14 protein-coding genes and 1 pseudogene are annotated in these 14,991 nt (G+C 57.5%); all 15 read left to right on the top strand.

Features of this window, described 5'->3' with window-relative positions; translation table 11 throughout:
- Positions 1-5: 5 nt before the first annotated feature.
- The 15 genes and pseudogenes from P6U27_RS11740 to P6U27_RS11810 all read left to right on the top strand — a co-directional run bounded on the left by P6U27_RS11740 (position 6) and on the right by P6U27_RS11810 (position 14,897).
- Complete coding sequence (locus tag P6U27_RS11740; protein WP_129144134.1) at positions 6-749, top strand: formyltransferase family protein; 744 nt, start codon at positions 6-8, stop codon at positions 747-749.
- Positions 746-1,495 carry a cephalosporin hydroxylase family protein gene (locus P6U27_RS11745; RefSeq protein WP_129144133.1) on the top strand — a complete coding sequence of 250 codons (750 nt, stop codon included), beginning with the start codon at positions 746-748 and terminating at the stop codon, positions 1,493-1,495. The genes P6U27_RS11740 and P6U27_RS11745 overlap by 4 nt, the downstream gene beginning before the upstream one ends.
- An 8-nt stretch (positions 1,496-1,503) precedes the next feature.
- The gene (locus P6U27_RS11750) at positions 1,504-2,433 is read left to right on the top strand and encodes a glycosyltransferase family A protein (protein WP_129144132.1); all 930 of its coding nucleotides are present in this window, start codon (positions 1,504-1,506) and stop codon (positions 2,431-2,433) included.
- Entirely contained in the window at positions 2,430-3,419 is a 990-nt protein-coding gene (locus tag P6U27_RS11755) for a glycosyltransferase family A protein (RefSeq protein WP_129144131.1), read from the top strand. Before P6U27_RS11750 ends, P6U27_RS11755 begins: the two co-directional genes overlap by 4 nt.
- Before the next feature lie 9 nt (positions 3,420-3,428).
- Entirely contained in the window at positions 3,429-4,202 is a 774-nt protein-coding gene (gene rfbF / locus P6U27_RS11760) for a glucose-1-phosphate cytidylyltransferase (protein WP_129144130.1), read from the top strand.
- Positions 4,203-4,207: 5 nt separating this feature from the next.
- The gene (locus P6U27_RS11765; protein WP_407194080.1) at positions 4,208-5,470 is read left to right on the top strand and encodes a class I SAM-dependent methyltransferase; all 1,263 of its coding nucleotides are present in this window, start codon (positions 4,208-4,210) and stop codon (positions 5,468-5,470) included.
- Complete coding sequence (locus P6U27_RS11770; RefSeq protein ID WP_164936983.1) at positions 5,463-6,467, top strand: glycosyltransferase family A protein; 1,005 nt, start codon at positions 5,463-5,465, stop codon at positions 6,465-6,467. The genes P6U27_RS11765 and P6U27_RS11770 overlap by 8 nt, the downstream gene beginning before the upstream one ends.
- Positions 6,468-6,536: 69 nt before the next feature.
- Positions 6,537-7,913: a glycosyltransferase family 4 protein gene (locus P6U27_RS11775; RefSeq protein WP_407194081.1), complete on the top strand. Its 1,377-nt coding sequence runs from the start codon at positions 6,537-6,539 to the stop codon at positions 7,911-7,913.
- A 62-nt stretch (positions 7,914-7,975) separates the two neighbouring features.
- Positions 7,976-9,073: a CDP-glucose 4,6-dehydratase gene (gene rfbG / locus P6U27_RS11780; protein WP_129144126.1), complete on the top strand. Its 1,098-nt coding sequence runs from the start codon at positions 7,976-7,978 to the stop codon at positions 9,071-9,073.
- Positions 9,060-9,995, top strand: coding sequence for an NAD(P)-dependent oxidoreductase (locus P6U27_RS11785; protein ID WP_129144125.1), 936 nt, complete (start codon positions 9,060-9,062; stop codon positions 9,993-9,995). The genes rfbG and P6U27_RS11785 overlap by 14 nt, the downstream gene beginning before the upstream one ends.
- The gene (locus P6U27_RS11790; RefSeq protein ID WP_129144124.1) at positions 9,958-10,917 is read left to right on the top strand and encodes an alpha-1,2-fucosyltransferase; all 960 of its coding nucleotides are present in this window, start codon (positions 9,958-9,960) and stop codon (positions 10,915-10,917) included. The genes P6U27_RS11785 and P6U27_RS11790 overlap by 38 nt, the downstream gene beginning before the upstream one ends.
- A gap of 76 nt (positions 10,918-10,993) precedes the next feature.
- Positions 10,994-11,296 carry a hypothetical protein gene (locus P6U27_RS11795; protein ID WP_407194082.1) on the top strand — a complete coding sequence of 101 codons (303 nt, stop codon included), beginning with the start codon at positions 10,994-10,996 and terminating at the stop codon, positions 11,294-11,296.
- 522 nt (positions 11,297-11,818) lie between these two features.
- Complete coding sequence (locus P6U27_RS11800; RefSeq protein WP_407194441.1) at positions 11,819-12,700, top strand: glycosyltransferase family 2 protein; 882 nt, start codon at positions 11,819-11,821, stop codon at positions 12,698-12,700.
- 1,010 nt (positions 12,701-13,710) lie between these two features.
- Positions 13,711-13,863 (top strand): annotated as a pseudogene (locus P6U27_RS11805) (transposase); the annotation flags it as partial.
- Positions 13,830-14,897 carry an IS3 family transposase gene (locus P6U27_RS11810; RefSeq protein WP_407194083.1) on the top strand — a complete coding sequence of 356 codons (1,068 nt, stop codon included), beginning with the start codon at positions 13,830-13,832 and terminating at the stop codon, positions 14,895-14,897. The pseudogene P6U27_RS11805 and the gene P6U27_RS11810, both read left to right, overlap by 34 nt.
- Positions 14,898-14,991: the final 94 nt, after the last annotated feature.

A 14,991-nucleotide genomic window follows, 5' to 3' on the forward strand; every position in this document is an offset into this window, starting at 1 on the left:
CCAGCATGAGGCTTCTCCTGCTTGCAGATGCTCACGTCGGTTGCGACATCGTTCGGTGGCTTATTGCCAACCACCGAAAAGATATTGCGTTGATCGTAACGATGTCCGATAACGAAATTGCGGCGATGGCGCGCGATGCTGATGTCCGGTCGTTGATATTTCAGTCCTCTGCCCAGGTGGCGGATTTCGCCACAAGCGAAGGACTGGCTTTCGATCTAGGCCTGATGGCGTGGTGGCCAAAAATCATTCGCCCGCCATTGCTGTCGCTTCCGCGTCGCGGCTTCATCAATACGCATCCGAGCCTTCTGCCCTACGGCAGAGGCAAACACTATAATTTCTGGTCGATTGTCGATCGCGTGCCCTTCGGCGTGAGCCTGCACATGGTCGATCAAGGCGTCGACAGTGGCGATATCGTCGCGCAGGTCGAACTTCCCAGCGACTGGGAAGACACAGGTGGATCGCTCTATCGAAAGGCAACGGAAGCGATGCTGGAGCTAGTCCAGAAAACATATCCCAGGCTCGTTGGCCTCGATTTCGAAACGCGGCCACAGAATCTCGAAGCCGGCACCTTTCACCGTGCGTCCGAGCTGGAGCCTGCGAGCGTCATTGATCTCGACAAGGCATATGCGGCGCGCGATCTGCTTAACATGCTGCGCGCGCGCACCTTTCCAGCCCATCCGGCTTGTATCTTTTCGGATGGAGATGACGTGTACGAAGTTCGTGTCGAGATCAAGAGGAAAATGCGATGAGCGAGTATCAAAGGTTCAAGCGCGAATGCGCTGCGGAAATCGCGGGCATGGGCAATGATCGTGAACTCGGCGTCGCCACGCGCGCATGGATGGACCGCGCCAACCACGCCAAGTATTCCTACCATTTCGAGTGGATGGGCCGTCCGATCATTCAATACCCTCAAGACGTCCTCGCGGTTCAAGAAATCATCTGGTCGATCAAGCCCGAGCTCATCATCGAGACTGGCATCGCGCACGGAGGTTCCTTGATCTTCTCAGCTTCGATGCTGGAATTGAACGCGATCGCGGATGGCCCACGGGACGCCGAAGTGCTGGGGATCGATATCGATATTCGCGCCCACAACCGTGCCGCGATTGAGGCTCATCCGATGGCGCGGCGCATCACCATGATCGAGGGTTCGAGTATCGCGCCGGACGTAATTTCCGCAGTCAAGGCCAGGGCCGCCGGCAAGCGCAGCGTGCTCGTCATGCTGGACAGCAATCACACCCATGATCACGTTCTCGCCGAGCTTGAAGCCTACGCAGGCCTCGCCACGGTCGGAAGCTACTGTGTTGTGTTCGATACGGTGATCGAGGATATGCCCGATGACGCTTTTTCCGATCGCCCTTGGCGCAGAGGAAACAATGCGAAGACGGCGGCGTGGGACTTCCTCAAGCGCCATCCGGAATTCGAAGTGGATAAGAGCATACAACACAAGCTGCTCATCACGGTGGCACCCGATGGTTATCTTAAGCGCGTGTACTAGTGGCTTGGATGCCTGAAGCCATGGCCAACTCTCTCGTCACGGTCGGAATTCCAACCTACAACCGACCAGAGCCGCTGACCCGTGCGCTGGATTTGATTTGCGGTCAATCGTACAAGAACCTGCAGATTATTGTATCCGATAACGCGTCCGAAGACCCTAGAGTGGCGGAAGTGGTTCGGCAGCGAATGCGGAGCGATCCTCGAGTAAGCTATCATCGTCATTCGAAAAACTTAGGTTCAATTGCCAATTTCAACTCTCTCATCGACAAGGCGGTCGGCGATTTTTTTCTGTGGGCGGCCGACGATGATCGATGGGAGCCCTTCTTTGTTGCGAGTTGCGTCGAGGAGCTAGAGCGCGATCCTTCAGTGGCATTGTGCCAAATGGAAGCTCGGTACGAGATCGCGGCAGAAGGCCTGTTCGAGTTCTTTGCGGAAGGCGCTCCGTTTTACAGCTTTTCATCATCATCGGCGTACAAACGTATCGAGCACCTCATTCGAAATAACTTCGATAAGCTGATCTACGGCGTCTACCGGACGGAGTTTCTGAAGTACAAGGGACGGCCCGTTCTGGAGTGGGTCGGGCCCACCATGAACGAGATTCCGCTTTTCATTCTGCTGGCTGCACAGGGTAACATTCGCGTCTTGCCCAACGTCGGCATGTACAAAGTTGCGGCCAAATCGGTCTGCGAGCAGGCCAGATGGGAACAAGTTGGCGGCAGGTATCCGCTTTCATCTGAGTGGCATACGCATCTTCGCTCGTTGCGACCGTTGCATGCATATCACTCCGGGGTCATTCGTGACATGTGCGCGGCGATTGACGATGCGGTTCCGGACCGCAAGCAGGCGAGGGCATTGCAACGTCTCGCGGCCTATCTCATTAGACGGCACGAGTTATATTTCGTGCTTCGGTGGAAACCGCGGCGAAAGCGAGACGCATGAAAGCGCTCGAACCGCGGGTCTCAATCGGTCTTCCGACCTACAATCGTCCCGATCTACTCTCGCTTGTGCTTGAAGCATTCCGGCAGCAGACGTTTAGCCAATTCGAGCTCATCATTTCTGACAACGCCTCGCCCAATCCCGAGGTGAGGAAGTTATGCGAGCACTATGCGAATATTGACGCTCGTTTCCGCTACGTGCGACAGCCCGTCAATCAGGGTGCGGAGAAGAATTTCTGGTTCGTTTACGATCAGGCGCGCGCCCCACTATTCTTGTGGGCATCCGATGACGATTTGTGGCCCGCCGACTTCCTTGAGAGAGGTGTTCGCGCCCTCGAGGGCAAGCCAAATGCGTCGGCCTGGTTCTGTCAGGTCGTTAACATCAACATGCGCGGCGAGGTCGTGCGCGAATATCCGAGCTTCAAGCGTTTCCAATCTACCATACTGAAACCGCTTGATCTGATACGCTTCCTCTGGGAGCCGGAAATCATGGGTAAGGCGAATCTGATCTATTCCATTTTTCGCAGGCAAGCGCTCGCAAGGATAGTCGACATATTTCGCGAGCGTCCACCGACTTGGGGCAATGACATGAATCTCGTCTACGGTTACCTGTGTCGGTACAATCTTATCGTGGACGATCAACTGACGCTGCAAAAGCGTGTCCCAATCGAAGTAGTTGATTCGGTGCCCATTCCGCGTTCTCAGATCTATCCGCGAGAAGAGCGCGAGGTCTATTTCGAAAGCTATCGCTGCGCTGCGGCAGGAAGCGGATATCGGCTATTTACTGCAGCTGTGCTGGCGGCACGGTCTGCATACGACTATGCGGCATCGGGCAGAGCCGCAACGGACTATGAGAATTCGGATTTCGAGGATTGGAGGTTGCGGACATTGCGAGACTTCGAGAATTGGAAGGCGCACGTGTCTGGGTTTGCTATGCGAAATCTCGCACGAATAAGAGCTCGTCTCCCCGGATCATGGGGCGGCAAGTAAGGAGTCAAAATGAAAGCAGTTATTCTTGCAGGTGGCATGGGGACGCGGATCTCGGAGGAGTCCTTAGTGCGGCCGAAACCCATGATCGAGATCGGCGGCCGGCCGATCCTGTGGCACATCATGAAGCTCTATGCGCATCATGGGATCACGGATTTTGTGATCTGCCTCGGCTACAAGGGGTACATGATCAAGGAATACTTCATGAACTTCGTGCTGCATCATTCCGATGTCACGATTGATGCCACGAGAAATAGCGTCACCTACCACCAGAGCAGCGTTGAACCTTGGCGGATCACGCTTGTCGATACCGGCGAGACGACGCTCACGGGCGGCCGGCTCAAGCGGGTGCGGAATTATCTCGATCCGCAGGAGCCGTTCTGCTTCACCTATGGAGATGGACTTTCCGATCTCGATATCGCCGCCACAATCGAGTTTCACCGTAGCCATGGAAAGCAGGCGACCGTGACGGCGGTGCGCCCGCCAGGCCGTTATGGCGCCCTGGAAATCGATGGGGCGACCGTGAAATCCTTCGTCGAGAAGCCGCCTGGCGACAATGCCTACATCAATGGCGGCTTCTTCGTGCTCAATCCCGCGGTGATCGAACATATCGAGGGCGACAAGACTTCGTGGGAGTCGGCACCACTCGAAGCCCTGGCTCGGGATGCGCAGCTCTCTGCCTACCGGCATTACGGGTTCTGGCAACCGATGGATACGCTGCGCGACAAGATGATGCTTGAAGAGCTCTGGCAATCCGGTCACGCGCCCTGGCGGCAGTGGGGCTAGGCGCGATGCCCGCTGGTTTTCCGTCGTGTCGGTCTTGCGGTGCACCGCTGACAGCCGTGCTGGTGGATCTCGGCATGACGCCGATTTCGAATGCGTTCGTTCGTGCCGAACATGCCTCCCTCAGCGAGCGATTCTATCCGCTCAAGAGCTTTGTCTGCGACCACTGCTGGCTGGTGCAGCTCGAGGATTTCGAGACACCGGAGACGCATTTCCACGCGGAATATGTCTATTTCTCGTCCTTCTCGGACAGCTGGCTTGCCCATGCTAGAAGCTTTGCGGAAAAAGTCGCGGCTCGCCTTGTCCTCGGCGTCAACTCGCGGGTGGTGGAAGTCGGCAGCAACGATGGATATCTGCTGCAGTATTTCGTTCAGCGCGGCATCCCCTGTCTCGGGGTCGACCCGGCCGCCAATTGTGCCAAGGCAGCCTGGGAGCTGCGGCGCGTACCGACTGAAGTCGCATTCTTCGGATCAAAGGCCGCGACGCGGCTGCGCGAGCAGGGTGGCACTGCTGATTTGGTCATAGCCAACAATGTGCTTGCGCATGTGCCCGATATCAACGATTTCGTTGCGGGCTTTAAGCTTCTGCTCGGCGAGCAAGGTGTTGCGACCTTCGAATTTCCGCATGTGCTGGAAATGATCCAAAATGTCGAGTTTGATACTATTTATCACGAGCATTACTCCTATTTGTCGCTGTTGGCGCTAGAGCCGCTGTTTGCGCGCCACGGGTTGCGGGTAATCGACGTCGAACGCCTGTCCACCCATGGAGGCTCGCTCCGGCTCTACGTTGGGCATGCAGACCGCAAGACGGTGGCCGAGGCGGTCAATCGGCTCAGACGGGAGGAGGTCTCGGCCGGGCTCGACCGCCTTGCGACGTACGAAGCTTTTGGACAGCGCGTTCGCCAGCTAAAGCGGTCGTTGCTGCGGCTTCTCATTGAGCTGATCGAGGATGGTAAATCGGTCGCCGCCTATGGAGCGCCGGCGAAAGGCAACACTCTGCTCAACTATTGCGGAATTGGCCGCGACTTCATCGCTTTCACCGCCGATCGCAATGTGCACAAGCAGGGTCTGTTGCTGCCGGGCACGAGGATCCCAGTCCTTCCCCCGGACGAAATCGAGAAGCGGCGGCCCGATTATGTGCTTATCCTACCCTGGAATCTGCGGGAAGAGATCGTCACGCAGCTCAACCAAATTCCTAACTGGACAGGGCATTTCATTATTCCCGTGCCCGAGCCCGTGATTCTCGACAGCAGTGGCAATGCACATGAATAAACGGGTCAGTGCGCCGACGGTCAGTGTCGTTTTGTCCGTGAAGAACGGCGGCCGCGATCTGTCAGCGGCGGTCGACACGATTTTGAACCAATCATTCACAGATTTTGAGCTCATCGCGATCAACAACGGCTCGACGGACGAGACCGGTCCTTATCTCGACCGCATCGCTGATCCGCGCGTGCGTGTCTACCATCAAAAGGACAAGGGGCTTGCGGCCGCGCTTAATCACGGCATATCGGTCGCGCGCGGCCGCTATATCGCCCGGCAGGACCATGACGATTGGGCGTTGCCGACTCGCATGGAAAAGCAGGTCGCATTTCTGGATGCGCATCCGGACTATGCCCTGGTCGGCACACGCGCCGAGATCTGGACCGGAGAGAGTCCGACTGGTCGGTTCCACGATCATGCGATCGAGGACGAAGAACTGCGCTTCGGGCTTCTATTCAACAACCCATTCGTGCATTCATCGGTCATGATACGCAAAGCCGCGCTCGATGAGGTCGGGCTCTACACCACGGACCGCGCGCGTCAGCCGCCGGAAGATTACGAGCTGTGGTCGCGAATCGCGCGGCGCTTCCGCGTCAGCAACTTGGCGGAGCGTCTCACCATCTATCGTGAGGTGCCGACCAGCATGTCGCGCGACGGCAAGGATCCGTTCAAGGACAAGTTAATCCTGATCTCGGCAGAGAACCTGGCGGCGGCGACGGTTGGGGAGCCGAATCCGCTGCCTATTCACCTAGACATCGCGAGCCTACTGCACGGCGCTCCGCAAAGAATGTCGCAAGGCGCTGATATTGATGCAATGTGCGCTGTCGTAACTCAGGCAGGGAAAACGATCTTCGGCAATCGAAGCTTTGGCGCTGAAGACAATCCCGTGGCGGTCTGGACGAGAAATTTGCAGCATCACTTCAGTGTATACAAGTATGGCTTGGGTCACGCGCGAAGGGCTGCAGGTCGCGTAAGAGGGGCATTGCGCCGTTTAGGTTTTTCGATCTAAAGTTGTCCAATGAAACTACTTCTTTGTTGCGAAAGCTATTATCCTGCGCGCGGAGGCGTACAGGAGGTGATGCGGCAAATCGCTGAACAGATGGTGGCGGCTGGTCACGACGTCTCAGTTGCGGCTCGCAAGCAAGCCGATCGCAGCTCGACCATCCATAATGGTGTGAGGATCCATGAGTTCGATGTGACCGGCAATCTGGTCAACGGACTTCGAGGAGAAGTAGAACGCTACCAGAAGTTCATCACTAGCTTCGACGGCGATGCGATTCTGATCAAGGCCGCGCAGCAATGGAGTTTTGACGCGCTGTGGCCTGTGCTGGACCACGTGAAGGCCCGTAAGGTTTTCGTCCCGTGCGGCTTCTCTTGCTACTACGAACCCGATTATGCCGATTACTTCGCGCAATTGCCCGCTGTTTTGCGCAAATTTGACCACCTGATTTTCTACGCAGAGAGATACCGCGACATCGACTTCGCCAAAACGCATGGCATTTCCAAATTCTCGATCGTTCCGAATGGCGCGAGCGAAATCGATTTCGCGCGTGCTCCCGACGGCAGGCTGCGAGCCAAGCTCGGGATACCTCCCGATGAGTTGTTATTCTTGACGGTCGGCACGCCAGTCAATGCCAAGGGACACAAGGAGGTCGGCGAGGCATTCGCTGAGATGGATTTGCGCGGCCGCAACGCCACATTGATCCTGAACGGTGCCTGGCCCAAGCCACATCTCGGTCCGGCGGTTGGCGCGTGGCTGCTCTTCTTGCCGACTTGGCTACAGAATCTTGTGCACAAGGCGCGTGTGATCGCGCGCCTTTTGCTGCGTCCCAATACTGTCAAGAAGGGGTTCGTCTACTTCTATCGCGAAGGCTGGAGCGGTGTCTGGAATCGACTGTTTCCGAAAACGCCGACTTTATCTACGCCGGCAACAGTGGCCGGAGTGCCGCGGCCACGTCTCAAGATACCTGATACCGCCGACGCCGACACGGTCATCCAGGAGAACTGCGGCAGGAAGCGGATCCTGTGCGTGGACATGCCGCGGGAGGATGTGATCAGCGCGTTTCTTGAGGCTGATCTGTTCGTTTTCGCTTCTAGAGTGGAATATTCGCCCCTCGTTCTGTTCGAAGCCGCCGCGGCCGGAACACCGTTTCTCACTGTCCCAGTGGGCAATTCCAAGGAAATCGTGCGCTGGACGGGCGGCGGCTGGATATGTCCCGCAGACGTCGACGAGCGCGGATATACCAAGGTCTCGCCTTCGCTGCTCGCACGGGAGATGGAGAAAGCGGTCCGCTCGCCCGAGTATCTGCGGCAACTCGGGGAGGCCGGCCGCCGGGCGTGGCTCGACAGGTTCAATTGGGGCAAGATCGCCCAGTCCTATGAACGTATTCTGCGCGGAGAGACGGTCCTGTCGTCAATGCAGCACGTCCCTGAGGAGGAAGCGACTAGCAGGTGATACTGGACGTTCGATCCGCCTGTCGCTCGACTCCTTGCCTCTGATCTGACCAAATGAGCCCCATGACCGTTGATCGTTCCTTGCTTCATTTCGAACTGGCTTTGCGGCGCGAGCGCATCTTCGTGACCGGACACACCGGCTTCACCGGCGGCTGGCTAGTCAGCTGGCTCAAGCGCATCGGCGCTGATGTCGCCGGCTTTGCGCTTGCGCCTGCAACCGAGCCAAGCCTGTTCGTCGCGGCCAATGTCGCAGACGGCATCGCCTCCACTATCGGGGATATCCGCGATTTCGCGGCCCTCCGCGACGCGATCGCCCGCCATCAGCCCTCGGTGATTATTCACCTCGCCGCGCAGCCACTGGTGTCGAAATCCTTTGCCGATCCGATCGAAACCTTTGCCACCAATGCGCTCGGCACCGCGCATGTGCTGGAGGCGGCACGGCTCACGCCTCATGTCAAAGCCGTCGTCTGTATCACCACTGATAAGGTCTATCGCGACCAGGATTGGGTCTGGGGCTATCGCGAGCAGGATCCACTTGGAGGCAAGGATCCATACAGTGCCTCTAAGGCCTGCGCGGAACTGGTCGCAGCCTCCTATCGCGCGACATTGGCCGAGCGCGGCAACGGCGTGCTGATCGCAAATGCCCGCGGCGGCAACATCATCGGCGGCGGCGATTGGTCGGCCGACCGGATCGTTCCGGACTTCGTCCGTGCCGTGATGACGCGCAATCCAATCTCGCTGCGCAATCCGTGCGCGGTACGTCCGTGGCAGCATGTGATGGCGCTGGTTCATGGATATCTGGTGTTAGCTGTCCGTCTGTTGAGTGGCGACAGCTCGGCCGCGGACAATTGGAATTTCGGCCCCAGCGACGAGGCCGCTCGGACTGTCGGGGATCTGGTCGAACAGCTCAGCACTGTTTGGACAAAGCCGGAGATCACTTACGCACCCGGTAGTTTCCCGGAGACGCGCTTCCTCCATCTCGACAGCACGAAGGCCCGAAGCCATTTGGGTTGGGCGCCTCCTCTATCTTTCGAGGATACCATCGATCTGACTGCGAGTTGGTATCGCGATTTCGCGGCTAGTCCCTCGGAAGGTGCGCCAATCACAGTTCGTCAGATCGAGTATTATTGCAACGCGTTGAGGAGCCATGCCGGCCGCTAATGTTCTCGTCACTGGAGCCTCGGGCTTCATTGGCGTTCATCTCGTCGCGCGCTTATTGTCGGAACGCCGCCGCGTCACGGTTCTGGCACGGTCGTCGAGCTTACTTCCGCCCGAGTGGCGAGATCGGCTGAATATCGTTGCATGCGACGATTTCAGCGAGAGTGGTTTGCGGCGGCTGCTGCACGGGCCCATCGATACGGTCTTCCATTTGGCGGCTTATGGCGTCCGGCCGAACGACCGCAACATCGAGGAGATGATTGCCATAAATGTAGGGTTCCCGGCCGCTCTGGTGCGGCTCAGCGCCGAATGGGGCGCGAGGATGATCATGGCTGGGACTTTTTCGGAATATCGGAGCCCCTCCAGCCGGGACTTACTTACCGAAGCGTCGCCCCTCGAGCAGGGCAAGCTCTACGGCTCCTCAAAAGCTGCCGGAGGTCTGATAGCGAGCGCGATCGCCAATAGCATCGACATTCGCTTTCGTCTGTTGCGTCTTTTCAAAGTCTATGGTGCTGGCGAGGCGTCCCATCGACTTCTGCCAGCACTCGTCAACGGCTTAGCCAAACGTCAACGCGTGGCCATCTCGGCCGGGACGCAGGTCCTCGATTTCGTCTACATTGAGGACGTCATCGAGGCGATGTTGCGTGCCGACGCGCATTGTGGCGAGAAGGCCGGTGTCGCAACTTGGAACGTGGCTACCGGGTACGGCCATTCGGTGCGGGAGTTCGCCGAACGCGTCGCAACTGCGATGCACGCTGATCCATCGCTGCTCGGCTTTGGAGCAATTGACATGCGTAAGGACGACGAGCCTTGGTTAGTCGGCTCGCCCAGCTTGCTCCGCTCAGAGCTCGGCTGGCAACCTTCCATAGGTCTCGATAAAGGTGTCGATGCTGCTGTCGCCGCACTTTGTCGCTCAAGGGATTGAACGATACGTGATCACGGTGTCTCTGATCGGTGGGCTTGGCAATCAGATGTTTCAATACGCAGCCGGCAAGGCGCTCGCGGAACGTCACGGTGTGGATCTTGTGCTGGATCTAAGTGGATTCAAGAACGACAAGCTGCGTTCTTTCCTACTGGATCGCATGTGTGTGCCGGAGGCAGGTCAGCGAGATAGCTTGAACGGAAGCGCTGAGAAGCCGCCCAATCATTTCGCACGCTCGTTGTGGGGGCAGCGGATCGATCGTGTCCTCAAGCTGGCCGGGTTGCCGAAACTGGCGGCTCCCGCCGATAGCTATCGCGAGCCGCATTTCCACTTTGACACCGCGTTCGATTCGCTTGGGCCGCACACTTCACTGTTCGGCTATTTTCAGAGCGAGCGTTACTTCAGTTCGATCTCCGAAAGTTTACGGGAATGGTTTTCGCCGAGGGAGCCGTTCGGCGAGTCGGCGGCCGGCATGCTCACCCTCATTGAGGGTAGTCCGATGCCTGTCTCTGTTCACGTCCGCCGCGGCGACTACGTCAACCCCGGCACGGCCGAATTCCATGGCATTCTCGGAGAGCCCTATTACCGCGAAGCACTTGACCGCCTAGAGCGCACAATCGCTCGGAAGGCGGAATTGTTCATCTTCTCCGATGATCCGGTGGCGGCAGAGCGAGTGCTGGCTTTTGTTCCGCGATCCCGGCTCGTTCATGTTTGTGGCGATCCCGACCGTCCCTGGGAAGATATGGCATTGATGGCTCGATGCCGGCACCACGTGATTGCTAACAGCTCGTTCAGCTGGTGGGGAGCTTGGCTTAACCGATCGCCCGACAAGGTGGTGCTTGCACCTCGGGCATGGTTTGCACCGAATGAACTGAAGAAGCGGGATACAAGCGATCTTTACCCGGCAGGCTGGCGATTGGTCTGAGAGGATGGTGGTTGGTCTTGCGATCTAATCGGCAAAGGAGGAATGTTGAACGCCGCTGCCAGCAGTTAGCGAGATCTTGGGCAGGTTCCGTCGTCAGGCGGAAGTCGAGCGCTCATGGCCCGATCCCGCCCGCAACCCGACTGCTAGCGAATTCGAAGTCGATCTCTGGACGCTGTCGAGCTTCTTGTTGGAAAAGCTCGTGCCCGTGGTCGGCACACATCCCTATCCATTAAATGAGCTCCTGCTCATGAGTGCAGGTTCATCTACATCGCGGCAATATAGTGTGAAAGTGGCGCTCGATAGGTGGCGGGAGCTCGGCGAGCCCAAGCGGCCGCTGTTTTTTGTCGACTGCGATCATGCCTACGAATCCGTTGCGTGACGAGCTGGATGAGATATTTTCCACTGTGCCGGACGCCAGCGCGATCGTTCATGATACCTTCTTCCAATCGGCTGAATAGAACTACAATGTGGGGCCAGCGCGCGCGATCCAAGAGGTGGCGGAGAAATTTCCTACGCGCTTCCGCATGATAGAATCTGGGCTCGGCCTTCCTGGGATGACGCTGTTGCTCTCCTACTGATCCGCAGTCTATCGATAGTAAAACGAGCGCGCTACCGCACCTATTCACGCGTGGCGGTGTCGCATCCTTTGAAATGGCTCGTCGCATCGCGATGGAACTAATCCCCAAACAACTAGGACTCGGCATCTCGATCGCTGGTTTTGCGAGCGAGCTGTGCATGCAGACTTCGGTCCCGCGCGGTACTAAGCATTGTGGTGAGCTGCGCTCGAGTTTTTGGTCAGTTAAGACACTTCCCAGTTCTTGTCCGCCATGCTTACCCGTATAGATCATGTGAATCGATATTCTCGCCGAGCACTGGCATCTTATACGAGTGAACCGTGACTATGCTCCCGCTCGTCTCGATCGTCATGTCGATGCGCAATAGCGCATTGACGGTGGCGGAGGCCGTACAGTCAATTCAACTACAGGTGCTTCAGGACTGGGAGTTGATCCTCATTGATGACGGCTCAACGGACGGGAGTAGCGCGATTGTCGAACAGTTCAATGATAAGCGAATTCGGCTTATTCGGGAGCCATCTTCTGCGGGATTGGCGACGCGTCTCAACCAGGCGATCAGCTTCGGCAAAGGCGAATTCATTGCCCGCATGGATGCAGACGATGTTTGCTTCCCAGAACGGCTAGCGCGGCAAGTTGAGCGACTGCAGCTCGATCCAAGTCTTGACCTTGTAGGTTGCGGGGCGGTTGTGTTCTCGAGCGATGGTGAGCTTATTGGAGAGATGCCGATTGGATTGACGCATCAGGATATCGTTGCGCGACGATTTTCCGGATTTCCTCTCCCTCATCCCACGTGGTGCGGGCGAGCGTCATGGTTTCGTCGAAATCCGTACGATCCAAGACCTACGTATGCCGAGGATCACGAGCTACTGCTGCGAACGTTGCATACTAGCAAGTTCGCCGGATTAGATAGAGTACTTTTGGGGTACCGCCAGGATAGACTACAATTGCGTAAAATCTTGCCTGGTCGGGCTGCTCTCGCTAGGAGCTTCTGGCGCTACGGACTTGAAGGTGGAGAAATTTGGCCTGCACTAGGGGGAGTGGCCGGGCAATGCGCTAAAGGAGTGATCGATATCGCTACTGTCGGAGTCGGGATTAATGTGCCGATGCAGAAGAAGCGATTAAAGCCTGTTTGTGATTCGACCTCGGTGCGGTGGAGGAGCCTACAGGAGAAGCTGCGTCAGGCGCGAGTTCCGCAGCGCTCGGAATGAGTAGAGTAAGAAATTTGCGGATAGCCAAGCCGAGGCGGACGCTGGTCAGTCATTTAGAGATCGGGCGAGCGATCTTATAGACGCGGACCTAGACTCGCTGAAACGTTAGCTTTGGTCTGCGCTCTTCGCTACCTGGCTGAAGATACGAATAACGGGAAACGATCTTGAACAGCGGTTTTTAGGAATTGAAGGCGCGAAATTATCCCATTCAGCTCAGAGAGGCGCCGCTCGCCATTCGATATCTGGGACGAAAAAAGACTTTGATGACGGTCATCGAGAGGCTCGCGTTCCAGGTACTCGTCGCTACAGTTTCCCAAAGTGACAGCTGCACGTGCTAACGCATCATCGACGCGGTGCTTGAGGCCCGACCGCTCATCCTCTGCTTCTCTAATCGCAGCTTCTAGTGCTGCCATCACCGATGCAACTCGTCGGTGGTCTGTTTCGGCATCTCGATCAATCGAGCGGGCCCTAAAACTATAATTGTTCGCTGGCACCTGGTGAGCCAGGCTCCGAAAAAACACTCGGAACATATCGTATGTCCTCGTCAAGTCCGACGTTTTGCCGGTTGTATTATCGGCGGAGCCTTCCAATAAAGCCAGCTAGAATTCGCTGAAAATACGCTGCTCGTCGGTATAACTGCCTTGAATTAGAGAAAGCAAAAGTCGAACACTTGCAAAGTTAACGTGTTTAGGTTTGGCTCGGAATAGACGCTAGGCCCGGTCTGAGCGAAAAAGCCGGAATTGGTTGACAAGCCTTTCCGGCTATGGGTTTTGGTAAATTGGCTGACCAAACCCGATTTGCTGCTCCGAAGTGGGGCGCGCCGAAGCGGTCAAAGCTCTGGTGTTGGTCGACCAGAACAGCCTCATTTCCCGGTGCACCGTGGAACGTCAGGGTTAACGGTGGCATAGTTTCCTTCCAAATTTCATTTTTTGTTTTGCGGTTGGAATTGACCTGCCCCTGCGTATTTCCTCCAGATGGAGTTAGAGTCCGGCCCGAAGAAGGACGGACAGATGAAGCGAGCAAGGTTCACGGAAGAGCAGATTATCGCGGTATTGAAGGAGCATGAGGCTGGAGCAAAGACGGCCGACCGGGCTCGCAAGCACGGGGTCTCGGAAGCAACGATCTACAATTGGAAGGCCAAATTCGGCGGCATGGACGTTTCAGAGGCGAAGCGGCTGAGGGCGCTGGAGGACGAGAACGCGAAGCTGAAGAAGCTTCTAGCCGAGCAGATGCTCGACGCCGCCGCCCTTCGCGAGCTGCTTTCAAAAAAATGGTAGGGCCCGCCGCCAAGCGCGCTGCGGTCGCGCATCTGCAGGCCGTCATGAGCCTGTCGGAGGGGCGGGCCTGTTCGATTGTCGGAGCGGATCGGAAGATGATCCGCTATCGCTCCAGCCGTTCTCCGGACGCGACTCTCCGTGGCCGGCTGCGTGACCTTGCCAACGAGCGGCGGCGGTTCGGCTACCGCCGGCTGTTCGTGCTGCTGCGGCGGGAGGGGGAGCCATCGGGGATCAACCGGATCTACCGGCTTTATCGCGAAGAAGGGCTCACCGTCCGCAAGCGGCGGGCTCGCCGCAAGGCCGTGGGGACCCGTGCCCCAATCCTAGTCGAGGCGATGCCCAACGCGCGCTGGTCGCTGGATTTCGTCCACGACCAATTCGCCAACGGTCGGCGCTTCCGCATCCTCAACATCGTCGACGACGTCACCAAGGAATGTCTGGGCGCCATTCCGGATACGTCGATCTCAGGACGACGCGTCGCCCGCGAACTGACGGCCGTCGTCGAACGACGCGGCAAGCCAGGAATGATCGTGTCCGACCACGGCACCGAGTTCACCTGCAATGCCATGCTCGCCTGGTGCAGGGACGCAGCCATCGACTGGCACTTCATTGCACCGGGAAAGCCGATGCAGAACGGCTTCGTCGAGAGTTTCAACGGCCGGATGCGCGACGAGCTGCTCAACGAGACTCTGTTCTTCGATCTCGACGACGCCCGCGCCAAGATCGCCAATTGGGTTGCCGACTACAATCTTCAGCGGCCTCACTCGTCGCTGAAATACATGACCCCCGCGGCTTATGCCGCCCACCTCACCGCAACGGACGATCGGCTACGCAACCCCGACCAGCTCCGCCGATCGTCCGTTGCTACAACCGCGCCACTTGGCGTACAAAACCCCGAGGCTCTAACCGCGGCCGGATGAAAGTTCGGTGGCAGGTCAGAATCGTCACTGTCCTGCTGGTGTTGGTACATCTTATTATAGCGGGCAATTACGGGCGGGCTCGTAGGTAGTGGGT

It is taken from the genome of Bradyrhizobium sp. STM 3566, from assembly GCF_045571445.1.
Lineage (GTDB): Bacteria > Pseudomonadota > Alphaproteobacteria > Rhizobiales > Xanthobacteraceae > Bradyrhizobium > Bradyrhizobium vignae.

Coding starts and splice junctions, on each gene's coding strand:
- P6U27_RS11740 (WP_129144134.1), top strand. CDS start 6: ATGAGGCTTCTCCTGCTTGCAGATGCTCACGTCGGTTGCGACATCGTT.
- P6U27_RS11745 (WP_129144133.1), top strand. CDS start 746: ATGAGCGAGTATCAAAGGTTCAAGCGCGAATGCGCTGCGGAAATCGCG.
- P6U27_RS11750 (WP_129144132.1), top strand. CDS start 1,504: ATGCCTGAAGCCATGGCCAACTCTCTCGTCACGGTCGGAATTCCAACC.
- P6U27_RS11755 (WP_129144131.1), top strand. CDS start 2,430: ATGAAAGCGCTCGAACCGCGGGTCTCAATCGGTCTTCCGACCTACAAT.
- rfbF (WP_129144130.1), top strand. CDS start 3,429: ATGAAAGCAGTTATTCTTGCAGGTGGCATGGGGACGCGGATCTCGGAG.
- P6U27_RS11765 (WP_407194080.1), top strand. CDS start 4,208: ATGCCCGCTGGTTTTCCGTCGTGTCGGTCTTGCGGTGCACCGCTGACA.
- P6U27_RS11770 (WP_164936983.1), top strand. CDS start 5,463: ATGAATAAACGGGTCAGTGCGCCGACGGTCAGTGTCGTTTTGTCCGTG.
- P6U27_RS11775 (WP_407194081.1), top strand. CDS start 6,537: ATGCGGCAAATCGCTGAACAGATGGTGGCGGCTGGTCACGACGTCTCA.
- rfbG (WP_129144126.1), top strand. CDS start 7,976: ATGACCGTTGATCGTTCCTTGCTTCATTTCGAACTGGCTTTGCGGCGC.
- P6U27_RS11785 (WP_129144125.1), top strand. CDS start 9,060: ATGCCGGCCGCTAATGTTCTCGTCACTGGAGCCTCGGGCTTCATTGGC.
- P6U27_RS11790 (WP_129144124.1), top strand. CDS start 9,958: ATGCTGCTGTCGCCGCACTTTGTCGCTCAAGGGATTGAACGATACGTG.
- P6U27_RS11800 (WP_407194441.1), top strand. CDS start 11,819: ATGCTCCCGCTCGTCTCGATCGTCATGTCGATGCGCAATAGCGCATTG.